The following is a 20,425-nucleotide window of genomic DNA, read 5'->3' on the forward strand; positions in this document are numbered from 1 at the left end:
GCCCTCGCCTGCCGGCTGGTCGCGGGCGGCCGTGCGCTCGGCACGCTGCTGCTGGGGCGGGCCGGGCTGGTGCGGATGCCGGACGAGGCGGTCGGCCTGGTCGAGGACTTCGCCCGCCGCGTCGCCCTGGCGCTCGCCTCCGCCCGCCGCTACACCCGGCAGGCGACCATCAGCCGGGTGCTTCAGCGCGGGCTGCTGCCGTCCGTCATCCCGCGTATCCCCGGCGTCGAGTCGGCGGTCGTGTACGAGCCGACCGGCGACATCTCGGCCGGGGGCGACTTCTACGACGTCTTCCCGGCCGGTGACGGCCGCTGGTGCTTCGTCCTGGGCGACGTCTGCGGAAACGGCCCGGAGGCGGCCGTGGTGACCGGCCTCGTCCGGCCCTGGCTGCGGCTGCTCGCCCGCGAGGGATACGGCGTGGGAGAGGTCCTGGACCGGCTCAACCAGCTCCTGGGCGAGGAGGCGGTGGAACAGGCGGTCGAGGGCGCCGCGGAGGCCGTGGCGGCCGGTGTGGAGGCCGCGGGAGGCCCCGCCGGGGTCATGGACCTGATGGATGGCGGCCTGGTCGGCACGGGGCTCCCGGCGGGCGGCGGCGTCGCGCGGTTCCTGTCGCTGCTGTACGGGGAGCTGGAGCCGCTGGGCGAGGGCCAGGGGGTGCGCTGCACACTGGCCAGCGCGGGGCATCCGCTGCCGCTGGTGCTGCGGCCCGAAGGCGAGGTGCGGACCGTCGCGGCGCCGCAGATACTGCTGGGCGTTGTGGACGATGTGACGTACGAGAGTGAATCGTTCGATCTGACGCCAGGGGAAACGCTGCTCTGTGTGACGGACGGGGTGACGGAGCACCGATCCGGCGACCGGCAGTTCGACGACGAGGACGGCTTGGCGGCGGCGTTCACGTTGTGCGCGGGGCTGAGCGCGCGGGAGGTCGCGGAGCGGGTGCGGCAGGCGGTGGACGAGTTCGCGGCGGAGCCGCCGGACGACGACCTGGCGATGCTGGTCCTGAAGGTGGTCTAGGGGTGTCCGGCGGAACGACGCCTGCGGCGGGCTGTTCCCCTCCCCGCCCCTTCCCGCAACTGGGGCTCCGCCCCAGACCCCGGGGTCCAGGGGCGGAGCCCCTGCCACACGGCGGAGCCGCATATCGGTGCTGTGGGAAGGGGCGGGGAGCGGAAAGCATCGGTGTGCGGCTCCGCCGCGTGGTCCCGCCGGACACCCCGTAGGCCCGGTTGCTGACGGCCGCGGCCGCCGGGCACCGTCTCGCGGTCCCGGGCTGCGCGGGCCGTGACGGACAATGGGGGCATGCCTTCCGTACTGCCAGATGGTGAGCCCATGCCCGAGGACGGCGCACTGCCCGCGACCGCTTTGGCGGGGGCGGAGCGGCGGCCGCTGGGGTTCTATCTGCATGTGCCGTACTGCGCCACCCGCTGCGGCTACTGCGACTTCAACACCTACACCGCCAGTGAGCTGCGCGGCTCCGGCGGTGTGCTCGCCTCGCGGGACAACTACGCCGAGCAGGTCGTCGAGGAGGTGCGGCTGGCGCGGAAGGTGCTGGGCGACGACCCGCGGCCTGTGGAGACCGTCTTCGTCGGCGGCGGGACCCCGACCCTGCTCGCCGCGGCGGATCTCGGGCGGATGCTCGGGGCGATCCGGGAGGAGTTCGGGCTGGCCGCCGGGGTCGAGGTCACGACCGAGGCGAATCCGGAGTCGGTCGATCCGCGCTATCTGGCGGAGCTGCGGGAGGCGGGGTTCAACCGGATCTCCTTCGGGATGCAGAGCACCCGGCAGCACGTCCTGAAGGTGCTGGACCGCACGCATACCCCCGGGCGGCCGGAGGCGTGCGTGGCCGAGGCGCGGGCGGCCGGATTCGACCATGTGAACCTGGACCTGATCTACGGGACGCCGGGGGAGAGCGACGCGGACTGGCGGGCCTCCCTGGAGGCGGCGCTCGGGGCGGGGCCGGACCATGTGTCGGCGTATGCGCTGATCGTCGAGGAGGGCACCCAACTGGCGCGGCGGATCCGGCGCGGCGAGGTCCCGATGACCGACGACGATGTGCACGCGGACCGCTATCTGATCGCCGAGGAGACCCTGTCGGCCGCCGGGTTCGCCTGGTACGAGGTCTCCAACTGGGCCGCCTCGCCCGCCGGGCGCTGCCGCCACAACGAGCTGTACTGGCGCGGCGCCGACTGGTGGGGCGCCGGCCCCGGCGCGCACAGCCATGTGGGCGGCGTGCGGTGGTGGAACGTGAAGCACCCCGGGGCGTATGCGCAGGCCCTGGGCGAGGGCAGGTCGCCCGGCGCGGGCCGGGAGCTGCTGACCGCCGAGGAGCGCCGGGTGGAGCGGATCCTGCTGGAACTGCGGCTGGCCGAGGGCTGCCCGCTGGAGCTGCTGCGCCCGGCCGGGGCGGTGGCCGCGGCACGGGCGCTGGAGGACGGCCTGCTGGCCCCGGAGCCGTACGGACGGGGGCAGGCCGTGCTCACGCTGCGCGGGCGGCTGCTGGCGGACGCGGTGGTGCGGGACCTGGTGGACTGAGACGGGAGCCGTCAGCCCTGCGGGGTCGTCACGAAGTCGATCAGTTCCTCCACCCGGCCCAGGAGCTCCGGCTGGAGGTCCTTGTAGGTGTGGACCGTGGACAGGATCCGCTGCCAGGCGGCCCCGGTGTTCTCCGGCCAGCCCAGGGCGCGGCAGACGCCCTTCTTCCAGTCCTGGCCGTGCGGCACCGTCGGCCAGGCCGGGATGCCGGCGGAGGACGGCTTCACGGCCTCCCAGATGTCGATATAGGGGTGGCCGAGGACCAGCACATGCTCGCCGGTGACCTGCGCGGCGATACGGGACTCCTTGGAGCCCGGCACCAGATGGTCGACGAGGACGCCGAGCCGGGCGTCCGGGCCGGGGGAGAAGCCATCGACGATGGCGGGCAGGTCGTCGACGCCCTCCAGGTACTCCACGACGACGCCCTCGATGCGCAGATCGTCGCCCCAGACCCGCTCCACCAGTTCCGCGTCATGGCGCCCCTCGACATAGATGCGCCCCGCACGGGCGACCCTCGCGCGCGCTCCCGGAACGGCGATCGACCCCGAGGCCGTGCGCTGGGGCGCGCTGGGGGCCGCCGCACGCGGGCGTACGAGGGTGACGACACGCCCCTCCAGCAGAAAACCGCGCGGCTCCATGGGGAAGACGCGATGTTTGCCGAAGCGGTCCTCCAGAGTGACCGTGGGGCCCTCGGCGGTCTTCTCGCAGCGGATCACGGCGCCGCAGAAGCCGGTGGTGACCTCCTCCACGACGAGGTCCGGCTCGGCGGGGACCTCGGGGGCGGGCCGATGCCGCTTCCAGGGCGGGGTCAGGTCCGGGTCGTACTGTCGCATCCGGATGACGATAGCGCGCGACGACCGCCCGCTCCTGTAGTGCGGACAACTAGGTGGACGCCTAGAGGGACGCCTAGAGGGACGCCCAGTTGGGTGACCAGGGGAACGACTGGAGGGGCGGCTGGGCGGACGCCTAGAGAGACACGCCGAAGCGGGCCGCGAGTTCGTCGCGTTGGGCCCGGACGAACCCGGCGTCCACGACCGAGCCGTGCCCCGGGACGTACCGCGCGTCCGGGCCGCCGAGGGCGAGCAGCCGGTCGAGGGCGGCGGGCCAGCGGCCGGGGATCGCGTCGGGCCCGGCCTGGGGCGGGCCGGACTCCTCCACCAGATCGCCGCAGAAGACCACCTCGGGTTGGCCGGGCACCAGAACGGCCAGGTCATGGGCGGTGTGGCCGGGCCCCACATTGGCCAGCAGCACCGGCCGGTCGCCCAGGTCCAGGGTGAGCTCCCCCGAGACCAGATGGTGCGGGCCGACGAGATGGTCCACGGCCTCGGTGGCGGCGTTCCGGTCCACTCCATGGCGGATCGCGTCCTCGCGCAGCGTCTCCCGCTCACGGCGCAGCAGCTCGTCCACGCCCGTGGCCCCGTACACCTCGCAGCCCGCGAAGGCGGCCGAGCCCAGGACATGGTCGAAGTGCGGATGGGTGAGCGCGATCCGGGTGGGGCGGCGGCCGGTCAGCCGGGTGATCAGGGCGCGCAGCTCGGCCCCGGCGCGCAGGGTCGCGCCGGTGTCCACGACGAGGATGTCGGTCCGGCCGACGACCACGCCGACCGTCTCGTCCCACTCCGGCAGCCGACGGCGGGCCACACCGGGCGCGAGCCGCTCCCAGCCCGCCTCTTCCCAACACGTCTCCATACCGCGACGCTAGCTCAACGGGGATGGGGGAGAGTTGCTGCCGTGCGGCGGCTCTTGCCCATGCCACCGCACCCCGCCGTACACTGGCTGGGGGGTTCTGGCACTCGTGCCCGGTGAGTGCCAGGCGGACGACCTGATGAGACCGCTGGACTGGAGGTGCGCGGGGTGCTCAGCGAACGCAGACTCGAGGTGCTGCGTGCCATTGTCCAGGACTATGTGGGGACGGAGGAGCCGGTCGGCTCCAAGGCCCTCACCGAGCGGCACCGGCTGGGGGTCTCCCCGGCCACGGTGCGTAACGACATGGCCGCTCTGGAGGACGAGGGATTCATCGCCCAGCCGCATACGAGCGCCGGGCGGATTCCCACGGACAAGGGCTATCGCCTCTTCGTGGACAAGCTGGCCGGCGTGAAGCCGCTGTCCAGCCCGGAGCGGCGGGCCATTCAGAACTTCCTGGACGGCGCGGTCGACCTCGATGACGTGGTGGGCCGCACGGTCCGGCTGCTGGCGCAGCTCACCCGGCAGGTGGCGGTGGTGCAGTATCCGTCGCTGACCCGTTCGACGGTGCGCCATGTGGAGCTGCTGCCGCTGGCCACGGCCCGGGTGATGCTGGTGCTGATCACGGACACCGGCCGGGTGGAGCAGCGCATGGTGGACTGCCCCACCCCGATCACCGAGGACTCGCTGGCCGATCTGCGCGCCCGGCTCAACAGCCGGGTCGTGGGTCGGCGTTTCGCGGATGTGCCGCAGTTGGTGCAGGATCTTCCGGAGTCCTTCGAACAGGAGGACCGGGGGACCGTCTCGATCGTGCTGTCGACCTTGCTCGAGACGCTTGTGGAGGAGACCGAGGAGCGGCTGATGATCGGCGGCACCGCGAACCTCACGCGTTTCGTGCATGATTTCCCCCTGACGATCCGGCCCGTCCTGGAGGCGCTCGAGGAGCATGTCGTCCTCCTCAAGTTGCTGGGCGAGGCCAAGGACTCGGGTATGACCGTGCGGATCGGGCATGAGAATGCTCACGAGGGGCTCAACGCCACCTCGGTCGTCGCGGTCGGCTACGGTTCCGGCGACGAGGCGGTCGCCAAACTCGGCGTGGTCGGACCGACCCGCATGGACTACCCCGGAACGATGGGAGCGGTACGCGCAGTGGCACGTTACGTCGGACAGATCCTGGCGGAGTCGTAAGTGGCGACGGACTACTACGCAGTCCTGGGCGTGCCGCGTGATGCCTCGCAGGACCAGATCAAGAAGGCATTCCGCCGGCTCGCACGCGAGCTGCATCCGGATGTGAACCCGGATCCGAAGACCCAGGAGCGGTTCAAGGAGATCAACGCCGCTTACGAGGTCTTGTCGGACCCACAGAAGAAGCAGGTCTACGACCTGGGCGGGGACCCGATGTCCGGGGCGGGCGGCGGTGGCGCCGGCGGCTTCGGAGGGGGCTTCGGCAACTTCTCCGACATCATGGACGCGTTCTTCGGCACCGCCTCGCAGCGCGGTCCGCGCTCCAGGACCCGGCGCGGTCAGGACGCGATGATCCGGCTGGACGTGGAGCTCAGCGAGGCCGCGTTCGGGACGACCAAGGACATCCAGGTCGACACCGCGGTCGTCTGCACGACGTGCAGCGGCGAGGGCGCGGCGCCGGGCACCTCGGCGCAGACCTGTGACATGTGCCGTGGCCGCGGTGAGGTCTCGCAGGTGACGCGGTCCTTCCTGGGCCAGGTCATGACCTCGCGGCCGTGCCCCCAGTGCCAGGGCTTCGGCACCGTGGTGCCGACCCCGTGCCCGGAGTGCGCGGGCGACGGCCGGATCCGCTCGCGGCGCACCCTGACCGTGAAGATCCCCGCCGGTGTGGACAACGGCACCAGGATCCAGTTGGCCGGTGAGGGCGAGGTCGGACCGGGCGGCGGCCCGGCGGGCGACCTGTATGTGGAGATCCACGAGGTCCCGCATCCGGTCTTCCAGCGGCGCGGCGACGATATGCACTGCACGGTGACGATCCCGATGACGGCGGCGTCGCTGGGCACCAAGGTGCCGCTGGAGACGCTGGACGGCATGGAGGAGGTCGACATCCGGCCCGGCACCCAGTCCGGCCAGTCGATCCCGCTGCACCAGCGCGGCGTCACCCATCTGCGGGGCGGCGGCCGGGGCGATCTGATCGTGCATGTCGAGGTGACCACCCCGACCAAGCTCGACCCGGAGCAGGAGGAGCTGCTGCGGCGGCTGTCCAAGCTGCGTGGCGAGGAGCGCCCGATCGGCGAATTCAAACCGGGACAGCAGGGGCTGTTCTCGCGGCTGAAGGACGCGTTCAACGGACGGTAGGCGCTTCCGGGCCGCGATACGGCCCGTAATGGGCGCCGCTGACGCCCGCAGCGCCGCTGATCCGGTGGTGAGCCCGTACGGAGGGCATGGCACGATGTGGCCATGTCCTCCGCGCTGACCGATCTTTACCGGTACCCGATCGTGCAGGCGCCGATGGCGGGTGGAGCCTCCTGCCCGCAGCTCGCCGCCACTGTCTCCGAGGCCGGTGGCCTCGGTTTCCTCGCTGCCGGCTACAAGACGCCGGAAGCGATGTATGAGGAGATCAAACAGCTCCGAGGGCTGACCGGCCGGCACTTCGGTGTCAATCTGTTCATGCCGCAGCCGGCCGACGCCGACACCGCCGCCGTCGGGGCCTACCGGGCGCGGCTCACGGGCGAGGCGGCCTGGTACGAGACTCCGCTGGGCGACCCGGACGCGGGCACGGACGACGCGTACGACGCCAAGCTCGCGGTGCTCCTCGACAACCCGGTTCCGGTCGTCTCGTTCACCTTCGGCTGCCCGACCCGCGCGGTCCTCGACGCCTTCGCCAAGGCGGGCACCCGCACGATCGTGACCGTGACCTCGCCCGTCGAGGCGCAGACCGCCCAGTGGGCGGGCGCCGACGCCGTCTGTGTGCAGGGCGTGGAGGCCGGTGGCCACCAGGGCACGTACAGCAATGACCCGGCCGTCCACGGGATGGGCGCCGGGCTCGGTCTGCTGTCGCTGATCACGCTGGTGCGTGAGTACGTGCAGATCCCGATCATCGCGGCGGGCGGGATCATGCGCGGTTCGCAGATCGCCGCGACGCTGGCCGCGGGTGCGGTCGCGGCCCAGATGGGGACCGCGTTCCTGGTGTGCCCCGAGTCCGGGGCGAACGCCCTGCACAAGCAGGCGATGACGGATCCGCTGTTCGGCCGGACCGAGCTGACCCGCGCCTTCTCCGGCCGCCCGGCCCGGGGCCTGGTCAACCGCTTTATGCGCGAGCACGGCCCGCACGCGCCCGCCGCCTACCCCCAGTTGCACCATATGACGTCCGGCCTCCGTAAGGCGGCCGCCAAGGCGGGCGATCCGCAGGGGATGGCGCTGTGGGCCGGGCAGGGGCACCGGCTGGCGCGCGAACTGCCCGCCGCGCGGCTGGTGGAGACTCTCGTGGTGGAACTCGACGCCGCGCGGACCGAGTTGGGCCTTCAGACCCAGCGGGGTGCGGTGTCGTGACCGCCCCGGTGTTCGTGGCCGACTCCCTGGCGGGTGCGGCCGCGGGGGCCCGGGTCTGGCTGGAGGGCCCGGAGGGGCGCCATGCGGTGTCCGTAAGGCGGCTGCGCGTCGGTGAGCCCGTGGTGCTGACGGACGGCCACGGTACGGGCGTCCAGGGCACCGTGGCGGCCGTCGAGGGCAAGGACCGGCTCCAGATCGCGGTGGACGAGGTGCGCCAGGAGGCGGCCCCGGACCCGAGGATCACCGTCGTCCAGGCGCTGCCCAAGGGCGACCGGGGCGAGCTGGCGGTGGAGACCATGACGGAGACCGGTGTGGACGCCGTCGTTCCGTGGTCGGCGTCCCGCTGCATCACCCAGTGGAAGGGCGAGCGCGGCCTCAAGGCGCTCGGCAAGTGGCGGTCGACCGCGCGCGAGGCGGGCAAGCAGTCCCGTCGGCTGACCTTCCCCGAGGTCCCGGGCGCGATGACGACCAAGCAGGTTGCCCTGCTTCTCGCCGAAGCCGCGTTCGCGGCCGTGCTCCACGAGGAGGGCGGCGAACCGCTCGCGAGCGCCCAACTGCCCGCGAGCGGCGAGATCGTGCTGGTCGTCGGGCCCGAAGGGGGCGTATCCCCGGAGGAGTTGGCGGCCTTCGCGGAGGCGGGCGCGCGGCCGTTCCGGTTGGGCCCGAGCGTGCTGCGCACCTCCACGGCCGGAACGGCGGCCGCCGCGCTGCTGCTCGGCCGCACCGGCCGCTGGGGGTGAGAGAGGCCCCTCTGGGGGCCCTATTGGGATGAGGGCCCCTCTGGGACGAGAGAGGCCCTTCGGGGGTCTCTTCGCGCTGCTGTGCGCCCGTACCTGGCCGAGGACGGCCTTCCGATAGGCGTCGGCCGATGGGAACCTTTCCCTATGGGGGTATTGAACCAGGCAAGGCGGAGACGGGCGCTCCTGTCCGTCGCGGCGGTCGGCGCGGCGGTCGCGGTGACGGCGTGTGAGCCGACGGGCGGCGGCATCAGCTCCGTGACGGTCGCGATCACCACGGACAAGGTCGGCACGGAGGCGCTGGAGCGGGGCGGGGTCGGCGTCCGCTGGATGAGTTGCAACGCCGAGTTCAAGAACGGCCATACGGCCGGTGCTTCGCCCTCGGGGAGCGAGCGGTCCGGGAAGACCGACGCAACGGTGGACTGCCACGGCAGGACCGACAACGACAAGGACATCAGGATCAAGGGCCGGGTGACCTACGTACGGGCGGATCACTGCGTCCGGGGCGATGTGACCGGCCAGGTGGACGGCCATAAGGTCTTCGAGGCGCAGGTGATCGGGGAGTGCCAGGGCGGCGGCCCGGACACCGACAGCCCCCGGCCGACCTTCAGTCACTCGTGGAACCGCCCGACCACGGAGAGCCCCCAGCCGACCCGTAGCCACTCGTGGGACCACCGGACCACCGAGGCCCCCCAGCCGACCCGCAGCCACCCGTGGGACGGCCCGACCACGGAGAGCCCCCAGCCGACTCGCAGCCACCCCTGGAACCACCCGACCACCGAGGGCGGCGCCGGTCAGGCCGGTGCCGGGGACGGCGCTGGTAAGGACGGCGCCGGTAAGGACGGTACCGAGGGCGGCAGTCAGGGCCAATAGGGCGCGATCTCTCCCGCCGGCAGAGGCTCCCGGTACCATCCGGACCGTATGTGCCGACGATCCGTAAGGAGCCACCGGTGGCGGGAGAACCGCAGGCCGACTGCCTGTTCTGCAAGATTGTCTCGGGGGAGGTGCCGGCCACCGTCGTCCGCGAGACGGACACCACTGTCGCATTCCGCGACATAAACCCCCAGGCACCCACCCACATCCTGGTGATCCCCAAGGTGCACTACCCGGACGCGGCCTCCCTCTCGACGGCCGAACCGCGGGTCGCCGCGGATGTGCTGCGCGAGGCGGGCGCGGTCGCCGTCGATGAGAAGCTCGTCGAGACGGGCTACCGCGTGGTGTTCAACACCGGCTCCGGCGCCGGTCAGACCGTCTTCCACGCCCATGCCCACGTCCTGGGCGGCCGCGGCCTCAACTGGCCCCCCGGATAACCCTTGTCCGCACGGGAACTGATCGTCCTCGGCACCGCCAGCCAGGTGCCGACCCGGCACCGCAACCACAACGGCTATCTGCTGCGCTGGGACGGCGAGGGGCTGCTGTTCGACCCCGGTGAGGGCACCCAGCGCCAGATGCTGCGGGCCGGGGTCGCCGCCCATGACATCGACCGGATCTGCGTCACCCACTTCCACGGGGACCACTCGCTGGGCCTGGCCGGGGTGATCCAGCGGATCAACCTCGACCGGGTGCCGCACCCGGTGACCGCCCACTACCCGGCGAGCGGACAGCGGTTCTTCGAGCGGCTGCGGTACGCGACCGCCTACCGCGAGACGGTGGCGCTGACCGAGGAGCCGGTCGCCGGTGACGGCGCGGTCCTGGCCCGCACGCCCGCGTACACGCTGGAGGCGGCCCGGCTCTCGCACCCCGTCGAGTCGTACGGCTATCGCCTGACCGAGCCGGACGGCCGCAGGATGCTGCCCGAGCGGCTCGCCGCCTCCGGCGTCCGCGGGCCGGACATCGGCCGGTTGCAGCGGGAGCGGGCGCTGGAGATCGAGGGGCGTACGGTCACGCTCGAAGAGGTCAGCGAGGTGCGCCGGGGGCAGCGCTTCGCGTTCATCATGGACACCCGGCTGTGCGACGGCGTCTCCGCGCTGGCTCAGGGGTGCGATCTGCTGGTCATCGAGTCGACCTTCCTGGACGAGGAGGAGGCGCTGGCCGTCGAGTACGGGCATCTGACCGCCGGGCAGGCGGCCCGGGTGGCGGCCGGGGCGGGGGTGCGGCATCTGGTGCTGACGCACTTCTCGCAGCGCTACGGCGATCCGTCCGACTTCGAGCGCCAGGCGCGGGCCGCCGGGTTCGAGGGGGAGCTCACGGTCGCCGAGGACCTGATGACGGTGGCGCTGCCCAAACGGCGCTGAGGGGGGCGTACGGGCCGAAGGGGCGGCGCGCCGAGCCGGGGCGCGCCGGCCCGGCAAAGGCCCCGAGGGGGTGACGCTTGCCGGTCCCCGGCCCGTTGTCCGTGCCATCGTGCACACTGTCCGCACCCGCATCCGACGATGGAGGCGGACCGGTCAGACCTGGGAGAGCGCGGTGACGACACACAACGGCGACATGCTCACAGCGGGTTACCCCCTGCTCGACCCGCTCGAGGCCGTCCGCCGGCCCGGTGACCCGGGGTGCGACGTCTATCTCACCGGCACCGTCTTCCTCGACATCATCTTCACCGGTCTGGACACCGCCCCCGTCCGCGGCACCGAGTCCTGGGCCCGCGGCATGGGGTCGAGCCCCGGCGGCGTCGCCAATATGGCCACCGCCCTGGCCCGGCTCGGCCTGCGCACCTCGCTCGCCGCCGCCTTCGGTGACGACCACTACGGGGACTACTGCCAGGACGCCTTGGACCGTGGCGAGGGCATCGATCTCTCGCTCTCCCGCACGATCCCCGGCTGGCACTCCCCGGTGACCGTCTCCATGGCCTACGAGGGCGAGCGGACGATGGTCTCCCATGGCCATGAGGCCCCGCCGCCCGAGGAGCCCGCGCCCAGTTGCCCGCCCCCGGCCCGCGCCGCCGTGGCCTCCCTGGTGCCCGGCCGCGGCCAGGAGTGGGTCGCCGAGGCCGCCCGCCGCGGCAGCAGGGTCTTCGCGGACGTCGGCTGGGACGACACCGGCCGCTGGGATCCGGCCGATCTCGCCGAGCTGGAGCACTGCGAGGCGTTCCTGCCCAATGCCGAGGAGGCGATGCGCTACACCCGCACCGACTGCCCGCGCGCCGCCGCCCGGGCCCTCGCCGATCTGGTCCCGCTCGCCGTCGTCACGCTCGGCTCCGAGGGGGCGTACGCGGTCGACGGCCGCACCGGCGAGACCGCCGAGGTGCCCGCGATCTCCGTGGAGGCCCTGGACCCGACCGGCGCCGGGGATGTGTTCGTCGCCGGTTTCGTCACCGGCACGCTCGCCGACTGGCCGCTCGCCGACCGGCTGGCCTTCGCCGGGCTGACCGCCGCGCTGTCGGTGCAGGAGTTCGGCGGCTCGCTGTCCGCGCCCGGCTGGGTCGAGATCGCCGCCTGGTGGCAGCACGCCCGCTCCTACGACGACCAGCCCGGCCGTGCGCTGCGCCGCTACGCCTTCCTCGACCGGCTGCTCCCGGCCGCCGCCCGCCCCTGGCCGCTGCGCCGGGCCGTTCCGACGATCGGTTTCCGCCAGGCGTAGCGCCGAGGCCCGGGCCCCAGGACCCGGACCCCGGGGCGGCCGGGGCGCGGGAGCCCCAGGTGGGTGAGGTGATGAGTGGATGAGGAGGAAAAGCGCTCGGGTCTTGTCGGTGCTCCGTCGTACCCTTGTAGCCAAGGTTGTCGAGCGGCGAGAACCCTTGCCAGGAGGTAGAAGCAGGCCAGAGAGCCGGCCCATGACGCAACCAACCACAGCACCGCAGGCGCATGCGCAGTTCACGGTCCCGAACAAGCACCCCATGGTCATGGTCCTGGGATCCGGTGACGCGCTGCTGCGTGTGATCGAGAACGCGTTCCCGGCGACCGATATCCACGTACGGGGCAACCAAGTCAGCGCCACCGGGGATCCGAAGGAAGTCGCCCTGGTCCAGCGTCTGTTCGATGAGATGATGCTGGTGCTCCGCACCGGTCAACCGATGACGGAGGATGCGGTGGAGCGCTCGATCTCCATGTTGCGCGCGGCCGAAAATGGAGAGGGCACAGGGCAGGAGACGCCTGCCGAGGTGCTCACTCAGAACATCCTCTCCAACCGCGGCCGCACCATCCGTCCCAAGACGCTCAACCAGAAGCGCTATGTCGACGCCATCGACAAGCACACGGTCGTCTTCGGCATCGGCCCCGCGGGCACCGGCAAGACCTATCTGGCCATGGCCAAGGCGGTCCAGGCGCTACAGTCCAAGCAGGTCACCCGGATCATCCTCACCCGGCCGGCGGTCGAGGCGGGGGAGCGGCTCGGCTTCCTGCCCGGCACCCTCTACGAGAAGATCGACCCGTATCTGCGGCCGCTCTACGACGCGCTGCACGACATGCTCGACCCCGACTCCATCCCGCGCCTGATGGCCGCGGGCACGATCGAGGTCGCGCCGCTGGCGTATATGCGCGGCCGGACGCTCAATGACGCGTTCATCATCCTCGACGAGGCCCAGAACACGAACCCCGAGCAGATGAAGATGTTCCTCACCCGGCTCGGCTTCGACTCCAAGATAGTGATCACCGGCGACATCACCCAGATCGACCTCCCCGGCGGGACCAAGAGCGGTCTGCGCCAGGTGCGGGAGATCCTGGACGGTGTCGAGGACGTTCACTTCTCCATGCTCACCAGCACCGACGTGGTCCGTCACAAGCTGGTCGGCCGCATCGTCGACGCATACGACCAGTACGACAGCCGCAACGGAAAGTAATCACGAACCCCCATGGCGATCGACGTCAACAACGAGTCCGGTATCGATATCGACGAGCGGGCTGTGCTCGACGTCGCCCGCTACGCGCTGGCCCGGATGCGTATTCACCCGCTCTCCGAGCTCTCGATGATCGTCGTCGACGCCGACGCCATGGAGCAGCTTCATATCCAGTGGATGGACCTGCCGGGGCCGACCGATGTCATGTCCTTCCCGATGGACGAGCTGCGCCCGCCGGCCAAGGACGACGAGGAGCCCCCGCAGGGCCTCCTCGGGGATATCGTGCTCTGCCCCGAAGTGGCCAAGAAGCAGGGGGAGGAGGCGCCGACCGGGCACTCCATGGACGAGGAGCTCCAGCTCCTCACCGTCCACGGCGTTCTCCACCTCCTCGGCTATGACCACGAGGAGGCGGACGAGCGCGCCGAGATGTTCGGCCTCCAGGCTGCCATCATCGACGGCTGGCGCGCGGAGCAGGGCCTGACCGGCCCCTCCCCGGCCCCCACCGTCCGATGAGCGCCCAGCTCGTCACCGCGACCGTCCTGCTGGTCGTGGTGGCCTGGCTGGCGGCCTGCGCGGAGGCCGGTCTCGCCCGCACCACCCGGTTCCGGGCCGCGGAGGCCGTGCGCTCCGGGCGGCGCGGCAGCGCCAAGCTGATGCTCGTCGCCGAGGACCCCACCCGCTATCTCAATGTGGCGCTGCTGGTCAGGGTCGCCTGCGAGGTCGCGGCGGGCGCGGTCGTCACGTTCGCGAGTCTGCGCGAGTTCGACGAGACCTGGAAGGCGCTGACCGTCGCGATCGGCGTGATGGTCCTGGTGTCGTATGTGGCCGTCGGCGTCTCCCCGCGCACCATCGGCGCCCAGCATCCGCTCAACACCGCGACCGTCGCCGCCTATGTGCTGATTCCGCTGGCCCGGGTCATGGGCCCCATCCCGCCGCTGCTGATCCTCCTCGGTAACGCGCTCACGCCCGGCAAGGGCTTCCGTAAGGGCCCGTTCGCCTCCGAGGCCGAGCTGCGCGCACTGGTGGACCTCGCCGAGCAGGAGTCGCTGATCGAGGACGAGGAGCGGCGCATGGTCCACTCCGTCTTCGAGCTGGGCGACACCCTGGTGCGCGAGGTGATGGTGCCGCGCACCGACCTCGTGGTCATCGAGCGCTTCAAGACCATCCGGCAGGCCCTCACCCTGGCGCTGCGCTCCGGCTTCTCCCGGATCCCGGTCACCGGGGAGAACGAGGACGACATCGTCGGGGTGGTCTACCTCAAGGATCTTGTCCGTAAGACGCATATCAACCGCGAGGCCGAGGCCGAGCTGGTCTCCACCGCGATGCGGCCCGCAACCTTCGTCCCGGACACCAAGAACGCGGGCGATCTGCTGCGCGAGATGCAGCAGGAGCGCAATCACGTCGCCGTCGTGATCGACGAGTACGGCGGCACGGCCGGCATCGTCACCATCGAGGACATCCTCGAGGAGATCGTCGGCGAGATCACCGATGAGTACGACCGTGAGCTGCCGCCCATCGAGGACCTGGGCGACGGCACCCACCGGGTGACCGCCCGGCTCGCCCTGGGCGACCTGGGCGAGCTGTACGGCACGGACCTGGAGGACGAGGACGTCGAGACGGTGGGCGGGCTGCTCGCCAAGGCGCTGGGCCGGGTGCCGATCGCGGGCGCCACGGCCGAGGTCGACGTCCCCGAGGGCGGCACCGACCCCGCGCTCAAGGCGCTGCGGCTGACCGCCGAGTCCCCGGCGGGCCGCCGCAACCGCATTGTCACGGTGCTGGTCGAGCCGGTCCGCGAGACCGCCGCGGCCGAGTAAGCGCTCCGCTGGAAGCGCCCCGATGCGTCGGTGGCCATCTGCGGCGCCGTCGTGGCTGGTCCCACGCGGCGGAGCCGCATATCGACACGGCCGCGGCGGAGCCGCATATCGAAACAGCCCCGCGCCCTTCGGGGCGCTGCCGAACCATAGCGGACTTCCCCCGCCCTTCTCCGACCGGCCGCTTCCCGCGCCCCCGCCGTATGCGCGGGGGCGTGGCATCCGGCTGCGCGAAAGCGGGCCGTCGCGCCGGCGCATCGGCAACGCGCCGCTCGCGCTGCGCCATATGAGTGGAATAGCCGTCCGCTCCCTGGCTCATCTGACGTAGGCCCCCGCTTACTTGCAATTACCGACTGGTGGGTCGCCCATACCTCTGTCGGGGGACTGCCGGCCTGTCTGCTTGACGTAGACGGGTCGGCCGTATGGGCACCCCCGTGCAGAGGCCAAGGCCCCGCGTGGCATGCGCCGCGCGGGGTCGGGCGGCTCATCCCCCTGAACTCAGGAAAGGGCGGCCGCTTCCATGTCCACCACCACGGTGACCTCCACGCCGAATCCCTCCGTCTTCGGTCAGTCCGTCACCTACACCGCCACCGTCACCGGCATCACCGCCGGGACCCCTCCATGGGGCGACGTGACCTTCGTCATCGCGGGCGGTCCGACCATCGGCCCCGTGACGCTCACCCAAACCGGGGTCGACTCCGGCACGGCCAGCGTGACCGACTCCTCCCTCGCCGTCGGCTCCCATCTGGTCACGGCGAACTTCGTCAACTCCTCCGATCCCACGGACAATTCATCCGGCACGACCATCCAGCAGGTCAACCAGTCGGCGACGACCACCACCGTCACCTTCGTCCCGCCCGCGTCCGTCTGCGGGGAGACCGTGACGCTGACCGCCAGTGTGGCGGCGGTGCCCCCGGGCAGCGGCACCCCCACGGGTACGGTCACCTTCATCATCAGCGCGGACGGGCCCACGGTGACCGGGGCCCTCGACGCGTCCGGGAACGCCTCCGTCACCGTCCCCGGGCTGAGCGTGGGCACGCACCAGGTCGCCGCGTTCTACAACGGCGACACCGACTTCGCCGCGTCCAACTCGCCGTTGACGCAGCTCACCGTCAACCCGGCGTCCTCCACCACGGCGCTCACCGTGTCCCCCGCCTCGCCGGTCTGCGGTGAGCCGGTGACCCTGTGCGCCCAGGTGTCCGTCGTCGCGCCCGGCACCTGCACCCCGACGGGCACGGTGACGTTCACCGTCGCCGGCGGCCCGACGCTCACAGGCACGCTGGACGCGACCGGCCAGGCGTGTGTGACGACCAGTGCCGTCCCGGTGGGGACCCATGCCGTGACGGCCGCCTACGCCGGAAACGGGAACGTCGCGGGCTCGACCGGAACCGGCTCGGTCACGGTCGGTCAGGGAGCCTCGACGACGACGGTCTCGGTGTCCCCGGCCTCGCCGGTCTGCGGTGAGGCGATCACCATCTGTGCCCAGGTGACCGTGTCGCCGCCGAGCACCTGTACGCCCACGGGCACGGTGACCTTCGCGATCAGCGGTGGCCCCACCCTGACCGGCACGCTGAACGGGAGCGGCCAGGCCTGCGTGACCACCAGCGCGCTGACCGCGGGGTCGTACACCGTGACCGCCACCTACGGGGGCAGCACGAACATCGCGGGCTCCGCCGGCACGGCGCCGATCACCGTGGGTCAGGGTGTCTCGGGCATCTCGGCCAGCATCTCGCCCAGCCCGTCCGTCTGCGGTGAGCCGGTGACCATCTGCGCGGACGTGAGCGTCGCGCCGCCCAGCACATGTATCCCCACCGGGACCGTGACGTTCGCCGTCTCCGGTGGTCCGACCCTGACGGGCCCGCTGGACGCGACCGGCCAGGCATGTGTGACGACCAGCGCTATCCCGGTCGGCACGCACAGCGTGACCATCACCTACCCGGGCGACGGGGACGTCATGGGCTCGACGACGACCCTCCCCCTGACGGTGAACCAGGCCGCCTCGACGACCACGCTGACCATCACACCCCCCTCATCGTCGTGTGGCCAGTCGGTCACCCTGTGCGCGCAGGTGACCACGACGCCGCCCGGCACGTGCGCCCCGACCGGAACGGTGACGTTCACGATCGCGGGTGGTCCGACCTTGACCGGGACGCTGAACGCCAGTGGTCAGGCGTGTGTGACGACCAGCGCCATTCCGGTCGGCACCCACGCGGTGACGGCCACCTACTCCGGTGACACCGGCGTGGCCGGGTCGAACGCCTCCGGGTCCGTCACGGTCAACCAGGGCGTCTCGACCACGACCCTGAGCTTCTTGCCCTCCTCCCCGGTGTGCGGCCAGCCGGTGACCCTGTGCGCGCAGGTGACCACGACGCCGCCCGGCACGTGCGCCCCGACCGGAACGGTGACGTTCACGATCGCGGGTGGTCCGACCCTGACCGGGACGCTCGACGCGACCGGCCAGGCGTGTGTGACGACCATCGCCATCCCGGTCGGCACCCACGCGGTGACGGCCACGTACGCGGGCAACACGGGCGTGGCGGGCTCTTCGGCTTCCGGCTCCATCACCGTCGGCCAAGCCGCGTCCACGACCGCGCTGACCATCACGCCCGCCTCCCCGGTGTGCGGCCAGTCGGTGACCCTGTGCGCGCAGGTGACCACGACATCGCCCGGCACGTGCGCCCCGACCGGAACGGTGACGTTCACGATCGCGGGTGGTCCGACCTTGACCGGGACGCTGAACGCCAGTGGTCAGGCGTGTGTGACGACCAGCGCCATCCCGGTGGGCGCACACGGCGTGACGGCCTCGTACGGGGGCAACGCGGGTGTGGCGGGCTCGTCGGCCTCCGGCTCCGTCACCGTCGGCCAGGCGACCACCACGACCACGCTCACCTCCTCGCCCAACCCGTCCACCCCCGGCCAGAACGTGACCTTCACGGCCACCGTGACCCCGGTGCCCCCGGCGACGGGCACGCCGACCGGGACCGTCACCTTCGTGATCAGCGGCGGGCCCACCCTCACCGGCACGCTCAACGCCTCCGGCGTGGCGACGGCCAGCACCAACACCCTCACCACCGGAGCGCACACGGTCACCGCCACCTACAACGGCGACACCTGCTTCGCCGGTTCCATCTCACCGACGATCACCCAGAACGTGGTCGTGGCGTCGGTCGGGACCACCGTGACCGCCACCCCGGCCACCATCCGGCTGCGGTTCAACGGCACGCTGATCATCCCGACCCTGAGCGCGACGCTGAGGGACGCGTCGAACAACCCGGTCCCCGGCCAGACCCTCACCTTCGTCGCCAACTCCCTGGTGGGACCGATCGCGCTGGGCAGCGCGGTCACCAACGCCAGCGGTACGGCGACGCTCAGCAGTGTGACGGTCCCGCCGACCATCCTCACCGCCTCGACCTACACCGCCTCCTTCGCCGGCGCCCCGGGCCTGAGCCCGTCGTCGGGCTCGGCCTCGCTGACCTTCCAGCCGACGCCGATCCTCCCGTAAGGGCCGACCGTAAGGCCCTGACCGTAAGGGCCTGAGCATAAGGGTCTGAACACACCCGCACAGGGCAAGTCGCCCGCGCCGGGCCGCCGCACAGCGGCCCGGCGCGGGCCGCGGTGTGCCCGGGGACGGTCCCGGGACCGGCTCCCCGGCCACCCCACCGGCGGCACCGCCGGTCAACGCCCCGCATATGCTCGTCCGCATGAGCGAAGCAGCGCAGTTGGACCCCGAAGACCGCAAGATCATCACGCTGGCCCGCTCCGCGCGGGCCCGTAACTCCGTGGCGGAGGGCGCCGCCGTCCGCGATGAGACGGGGCGTACGTATGTCGCCGGGACCGTGGCCCTCGACTCGCTGAAGCTGAGCGCCCTGCGGACCGCCGTCGCCATGGCCGTGGCGAGCGGTGCCACGTCCCTGGAGGCCGCGGCCGTGGTGACCGAGGCGGAGAGCGCGTCGGACGAGGACCGCGCGGCCGTACGGGACCTCGGCGGGGCCGGGACGCCGGTGCTGCTGGCGGGCCTCGACGGCACCCTGCGGGCCACGCTCCCGGCCTGACCCACCGGCGGTCGTACGAGGCCCGGGACGACCGGTCGTACAAGGCGCGGGACGACTGGTCCGAGCGGGCCGGGGCATCGGGGAGAATGGGGTCCATGACTGCCGGTACCTTCCCGTCCCCGACCGAGCAGCGGGAGACCCCGCACCGCTCGGGCTTCGCCTGCTTCGTCGGCCGCCCCAACGCGGGCAAGTCGACCCTGACCAATGCGCTGGTGGGGACGAAGGTCGCGATCACCTCGAACCGCCCGCAGACCACCCGCCACACCGTCCGCGGCATCGTGCACCGCCCCGAGGCCCAGCTCGTGCTCGTCGACACCCCCGGTCTGCACAAGCCGCGCACCCTGCTCGGCGAGCGGCTCAACGATGTCGTGCGCACCACCTGGGCCGAGGTCGACGTCATCGGCTTCTGCCTGCCCGCCGACCAGAAGCTGGGCCCCGGCGACCGCTATATCGCCACCGAGCTCGCGGGGATCAAGAAGACCCCCAAGGTCGCGATCGTCACCAAGACCGATCTGGTCGAGTCCGAGCAACTGGCCCAGCAACTGATCGCCATCGACCGGCTCGGCACGGAGCTGGGGATCGAATGGGCCGAGATCATCCCGGTGTCGGCTGTGGGCGACAAGCAGGTGGGCCTGCTGGCGGATCTGCTGGTCCCGCTGCTGCCCGAGGGCCCGGCGCTCTACCCCGAGGGCGACCTTACCGATGAGCCCGAGCAGATCATGGTGGCCGAGCTGATCCGGGAGGCCGCGCTGGAGGGCGTACGGGACGAACTGCCGCACTCCATCGCGGTGGTCGTGGAGGAGATGCTGCCCCGCGAGGACCGCCCCGCGGACCGGCCGCTCCTGGACATCCACGCCAACCTCTATATCGAGCGGCCCAGCCAGAAGGGCATCATCATCGGCCCCAAGGGACGCCGCCTCAAGGAGGTCGGCACCAAGTCCCGCAAGCACATCGAGGCCCTGCTCGGTACGCCGGTCTTCCTCGACCTTCACGTCAAGGTCGCCAAGGACTGGCAGCGCGATCCGAAGCAATTGCGGAAGTTGGGCTTCTGAGCCGGGTCCACGCCGCTGCGGAAGCTGGGCGTGCTGGGCTTGGCTCTCACTGCCGGTCGGAGGCCGGCGCAGCCGTGCGAAGCCTGGGAGGCCCTCTGGGGCCGAGCGGTGCGAGGGCGGCAGAGGGAGGGGGCTCGAGGCCCTGCTCGGTACGCCGGTCTTCCTCGACCTTCATGTGAAGGTCGCCAAGGATTGGCAGCGCGATCCGAAGCAATTGCGGAAGTTGGGCTTCTGAGCCCCCGTTGAGCGGCCCTACGCCCCTTCCTTCAGCACCGTGCGGATCAGTTCCCGCTGGGCGTCGCTCAGATGGGGGTCCGCGGCGTGGACGGTG

Annotated in this window: 18 protein-coding genes and 1 pseudogene; 17 read left to right on the forward strand and 2 right to left on the reverse strand. The window is 71.7% G+C overall.

The features are described 5' to 3' along the window. Together KN815_RS27165 and hemW are read left to right on the forward strand one after the other, a co-directional pair. Positions 1 to 1,014, forward strand: a 1,014-nt coding sequence (locus KN815_RS27165; RefSeq protein ID WP_216344543.1) for a PP2C family protein-serine/threonine phosphatase, incomplete at its 5' end; no start/stop codon positions are given. A gap of 282 nt (positions 1,015 to 1,296) precedes the next feature. Continuing rightward, the gene (gene hemW / locus KN815_RS27170; RefSeq protein WP_216344544.1) at positions 1,297 to 2,529 is read left to right on the forward strand and encodes a radical SAM family heme chaperone HemW; all 1,233 of its coding nucleotides are present in this window, start codon (positions 1,297 to 1,299) and stop codon (positions 2,527 to 2,529) included. An 11-nt stretch (positions 2,530 to 2,540) separates the two neighbouring features. On the opposite strand, the gene KN815_RS27175 is transcribed toward hemW, so the two are convergent. Beyond that, positions 2,541 to 3,362 (reverse strand): DUF3097 domain-containing protein, encoded by an 822-nt coding sequence (locus KN815_RS27175; protein WP_216344545.1) that lies wholly within the window; start codon positions 3,360 to 3,362, stop codon positions 2,541 to 2,543. A 133-nt stretch (positions 3,363 to 3,495) separates the two neighbouring features. Continuing rightward, complete coding sequence (locus KN815_RS27180; RefSeq protein WP_216344546.1) at positions 3,496 to 4,218, reverse strand: MBL fold metallo-hydrolase; 723 nt, start codon at positions 4,216 to 4,218, stop codon at positions 3,496 to 3,498. Between the two features lie 165 nt (positions 4,219 to 4,383). Here KN815_RS27180 and hrcA point away from each other — a divergent pair, with 165 nt between their 5' ends. The 15 genes and pseudogenes from hrcA to KN815_RS27255 form a co-directional block, all read left to right on the forward strand. Continuing rightward, entirely contained in the window at positions 4,384 to 5,400 is a 1,017-nt protein-coding gene (gene hrcA, locus KN815_RS27185; RefSeq protein WP_014060643.1) for a heat-inducible transcriptional repressor HrcA, read from the forward strand. After that, a complete protein-coding gene (gene dnaJ, locus KN815_RS27190; RefSeq protein WP_078641360.1) occupies positions 5,401 to 6,534 on the forward strand; it encodes a molecular chaperone DnaJ in 1,134 nt (377 codons plus the stop codon). It abuts the gene before it with no gap. 102 nt (positions 6,535 to 6,636) lie between these two features. Beyond that, complete coding sequence (locus tag KN815_RS27195; RefSeq protein WP_216344547.1) at positions 6,637 to 7,728, forward strand: nitronate monooxygenase; 1,092 nt, start codon at positions 6,637 to 6,639, stop codon at positions 7,726 to 7,728. Further along, on the forward strand, positions 7,725 to 8,468 hold the full coding sequence (locus tag KN815_RS27200; RefSeq protein ID WP_216344548.1) for a 16S rRNA (uracil(1498)-N(3))-methyltransferase: 744 nt from the start codon (positions 7,725 to 7,727) through the stop codon (positions 8,466 to 8,468). The genes KN815_RS27195 and KN815_RS27200 overlap by 4 nt, the downstream gene beginning before the upstream one ends. A 144-nt stretch (positions 8,469 to 8,612) precedes the next feature. Next, positions 8,613 to 9,338, forward strand: coding sequence for a hypothetical protein (locus KN815_RS27205; protein WP_216344549.1), 726 nt, complete (start codon positions 8,613 to 8,615; stop codon positions 9,336 to 9,338). A gap of 77 nt (positions 9,339 to 9,415) precedes the next feature. Next, positions 9,416 to 9,775, forward strand: a complete 360-nt coding sequence (locus tag KN815_RS27210) for a histidine triad nucleotide-binding protein (RefSeq protein ID WP_216344550.1) — start codon at positions 9,416 to 9,418, stop codon at positions 9,773 to 9,775. Positions 9,776 to 9,778: 3 nt separating this feature from the next. After that, positions 9,779 to 10,699, forward strand: a complete 921-nt coding sequence (locus tag KN815_RS27215; RefSeq protein ID WP_216344551.1) for a ribonuclease Z — start codon at positions 9,779 to 9,781, stop codon at positions 10,697 to 10,699. A gap of 193 nt (positions 10,700 to 10,892) precedes the next feature. Then, the gene (locus tag KN815_RS27220; RefSeq protein ID WP_216344557.1) at positions 10,893 to 11,984 is read left to right on the forward strand and encodes a PfkB family carbohydrate kinase; all 1,092 of its coding nucleotides are present in this window, start codon (positions 10,893 to 10,895) and stop codon (positions 11,982 to 11,984) included. Positions 11,985 to 12,177: 193 nt separating this feature from the next. After that, positions 12,178 to 13,182, forward strand: coding sequence for a PhoH family protein (locus KN815_RS27225; protein WP_216344552.1), 1,005 nt, complete (start codon positions 12,178 to 12,180; stop codon positions 13,180 to 13,182). Positions 13,183 to 13,194: 12 nt separating this feature from the next. Continuing rightward, complete coding sequence (gene ybeY, locus KN815_RS27230; protein WP_216344553.1) at positions 13,195 to 13,692, forward strand: rRNA maturation RNase YbeY; 498 nt, start codon at positions 13,195 to 13,197, stop codon at positions 13,690 to 13,692. Continuing rightward, positions 13,689 to 14,993: a hemolysin family protein gene (locus KN815_RS27235; RefSeq protein WP_216344554.1), complete on the forward strand. Its 1,305-nt coding sequence runs from the start codon at positions 13,689 to 13,691 to the stop codon at positions 14,991 to 14,993. Before ybeY ends, KN815_RS27235 begins: the two co-directional genes overlap by 4 nt. A 517-nt stretch (positions 14,994 to 15,510) precedes the next feature. Next, complete coding sequence (locus tag KN815_RS27240) at positions 15,511 to 18,492, forward strand: beta strand repeat-containing protein (RefSeq protein WP_216344555.1); 2,982 nt, start codon at positions 15,511 to 15,513, stop codon at positions 18,490 to 18,492. Between the two features lie 199 nt (positions 18,493 to 18,691). Next, positions 18,692 to 19,042 carry a cytidine deaminase-like protein gene (locus tag KN815_RS27245; RefSeq protein WP_078647413.1) on the forward strand — a complete coding sequence of 117 codons (351 nt, stop codon included), beginning with the start codon at positions 18,692 to 18,694 and terminating at the stop codon, positions 19,040 to 19,042. Positions 19,043 to 19,137: 95 nt separating this feature from the next. Beyond that, positions 19,138 to 20,094 carry a GTPase Era gene (gene era, locus KN815_RS27250; protein ID WP_216344556.1) on the forward strand — a complete coding sequence of 319 codons (957 nt, stop codon included), beginning with the start codon at positions 19,138 to 19,140 and terminating at the stop codon, positions 20,092 to 20,094. Positions 20,095 to 20,227: 133 nt separating this feature from the next. Next, positions 20,228 to 20,329, forward strand: a pseudogene (locus tag KN815_RS27255) (GTPase Era); the annotation flags it as partial. Positions 20,330 to 20,425 lie beyond the last annotated feature (96 nt).

Source organism: Streptomyces niphimycinicus (genome assembly GCF_018883605.1).
Classification (GTDB): domain Bacteria; phylum Actinomycetota; class Actinomycetes; order Streptomycetales; family Streptomycetaceae; genus Streptomyces; species Streptomyces niphimycinicus.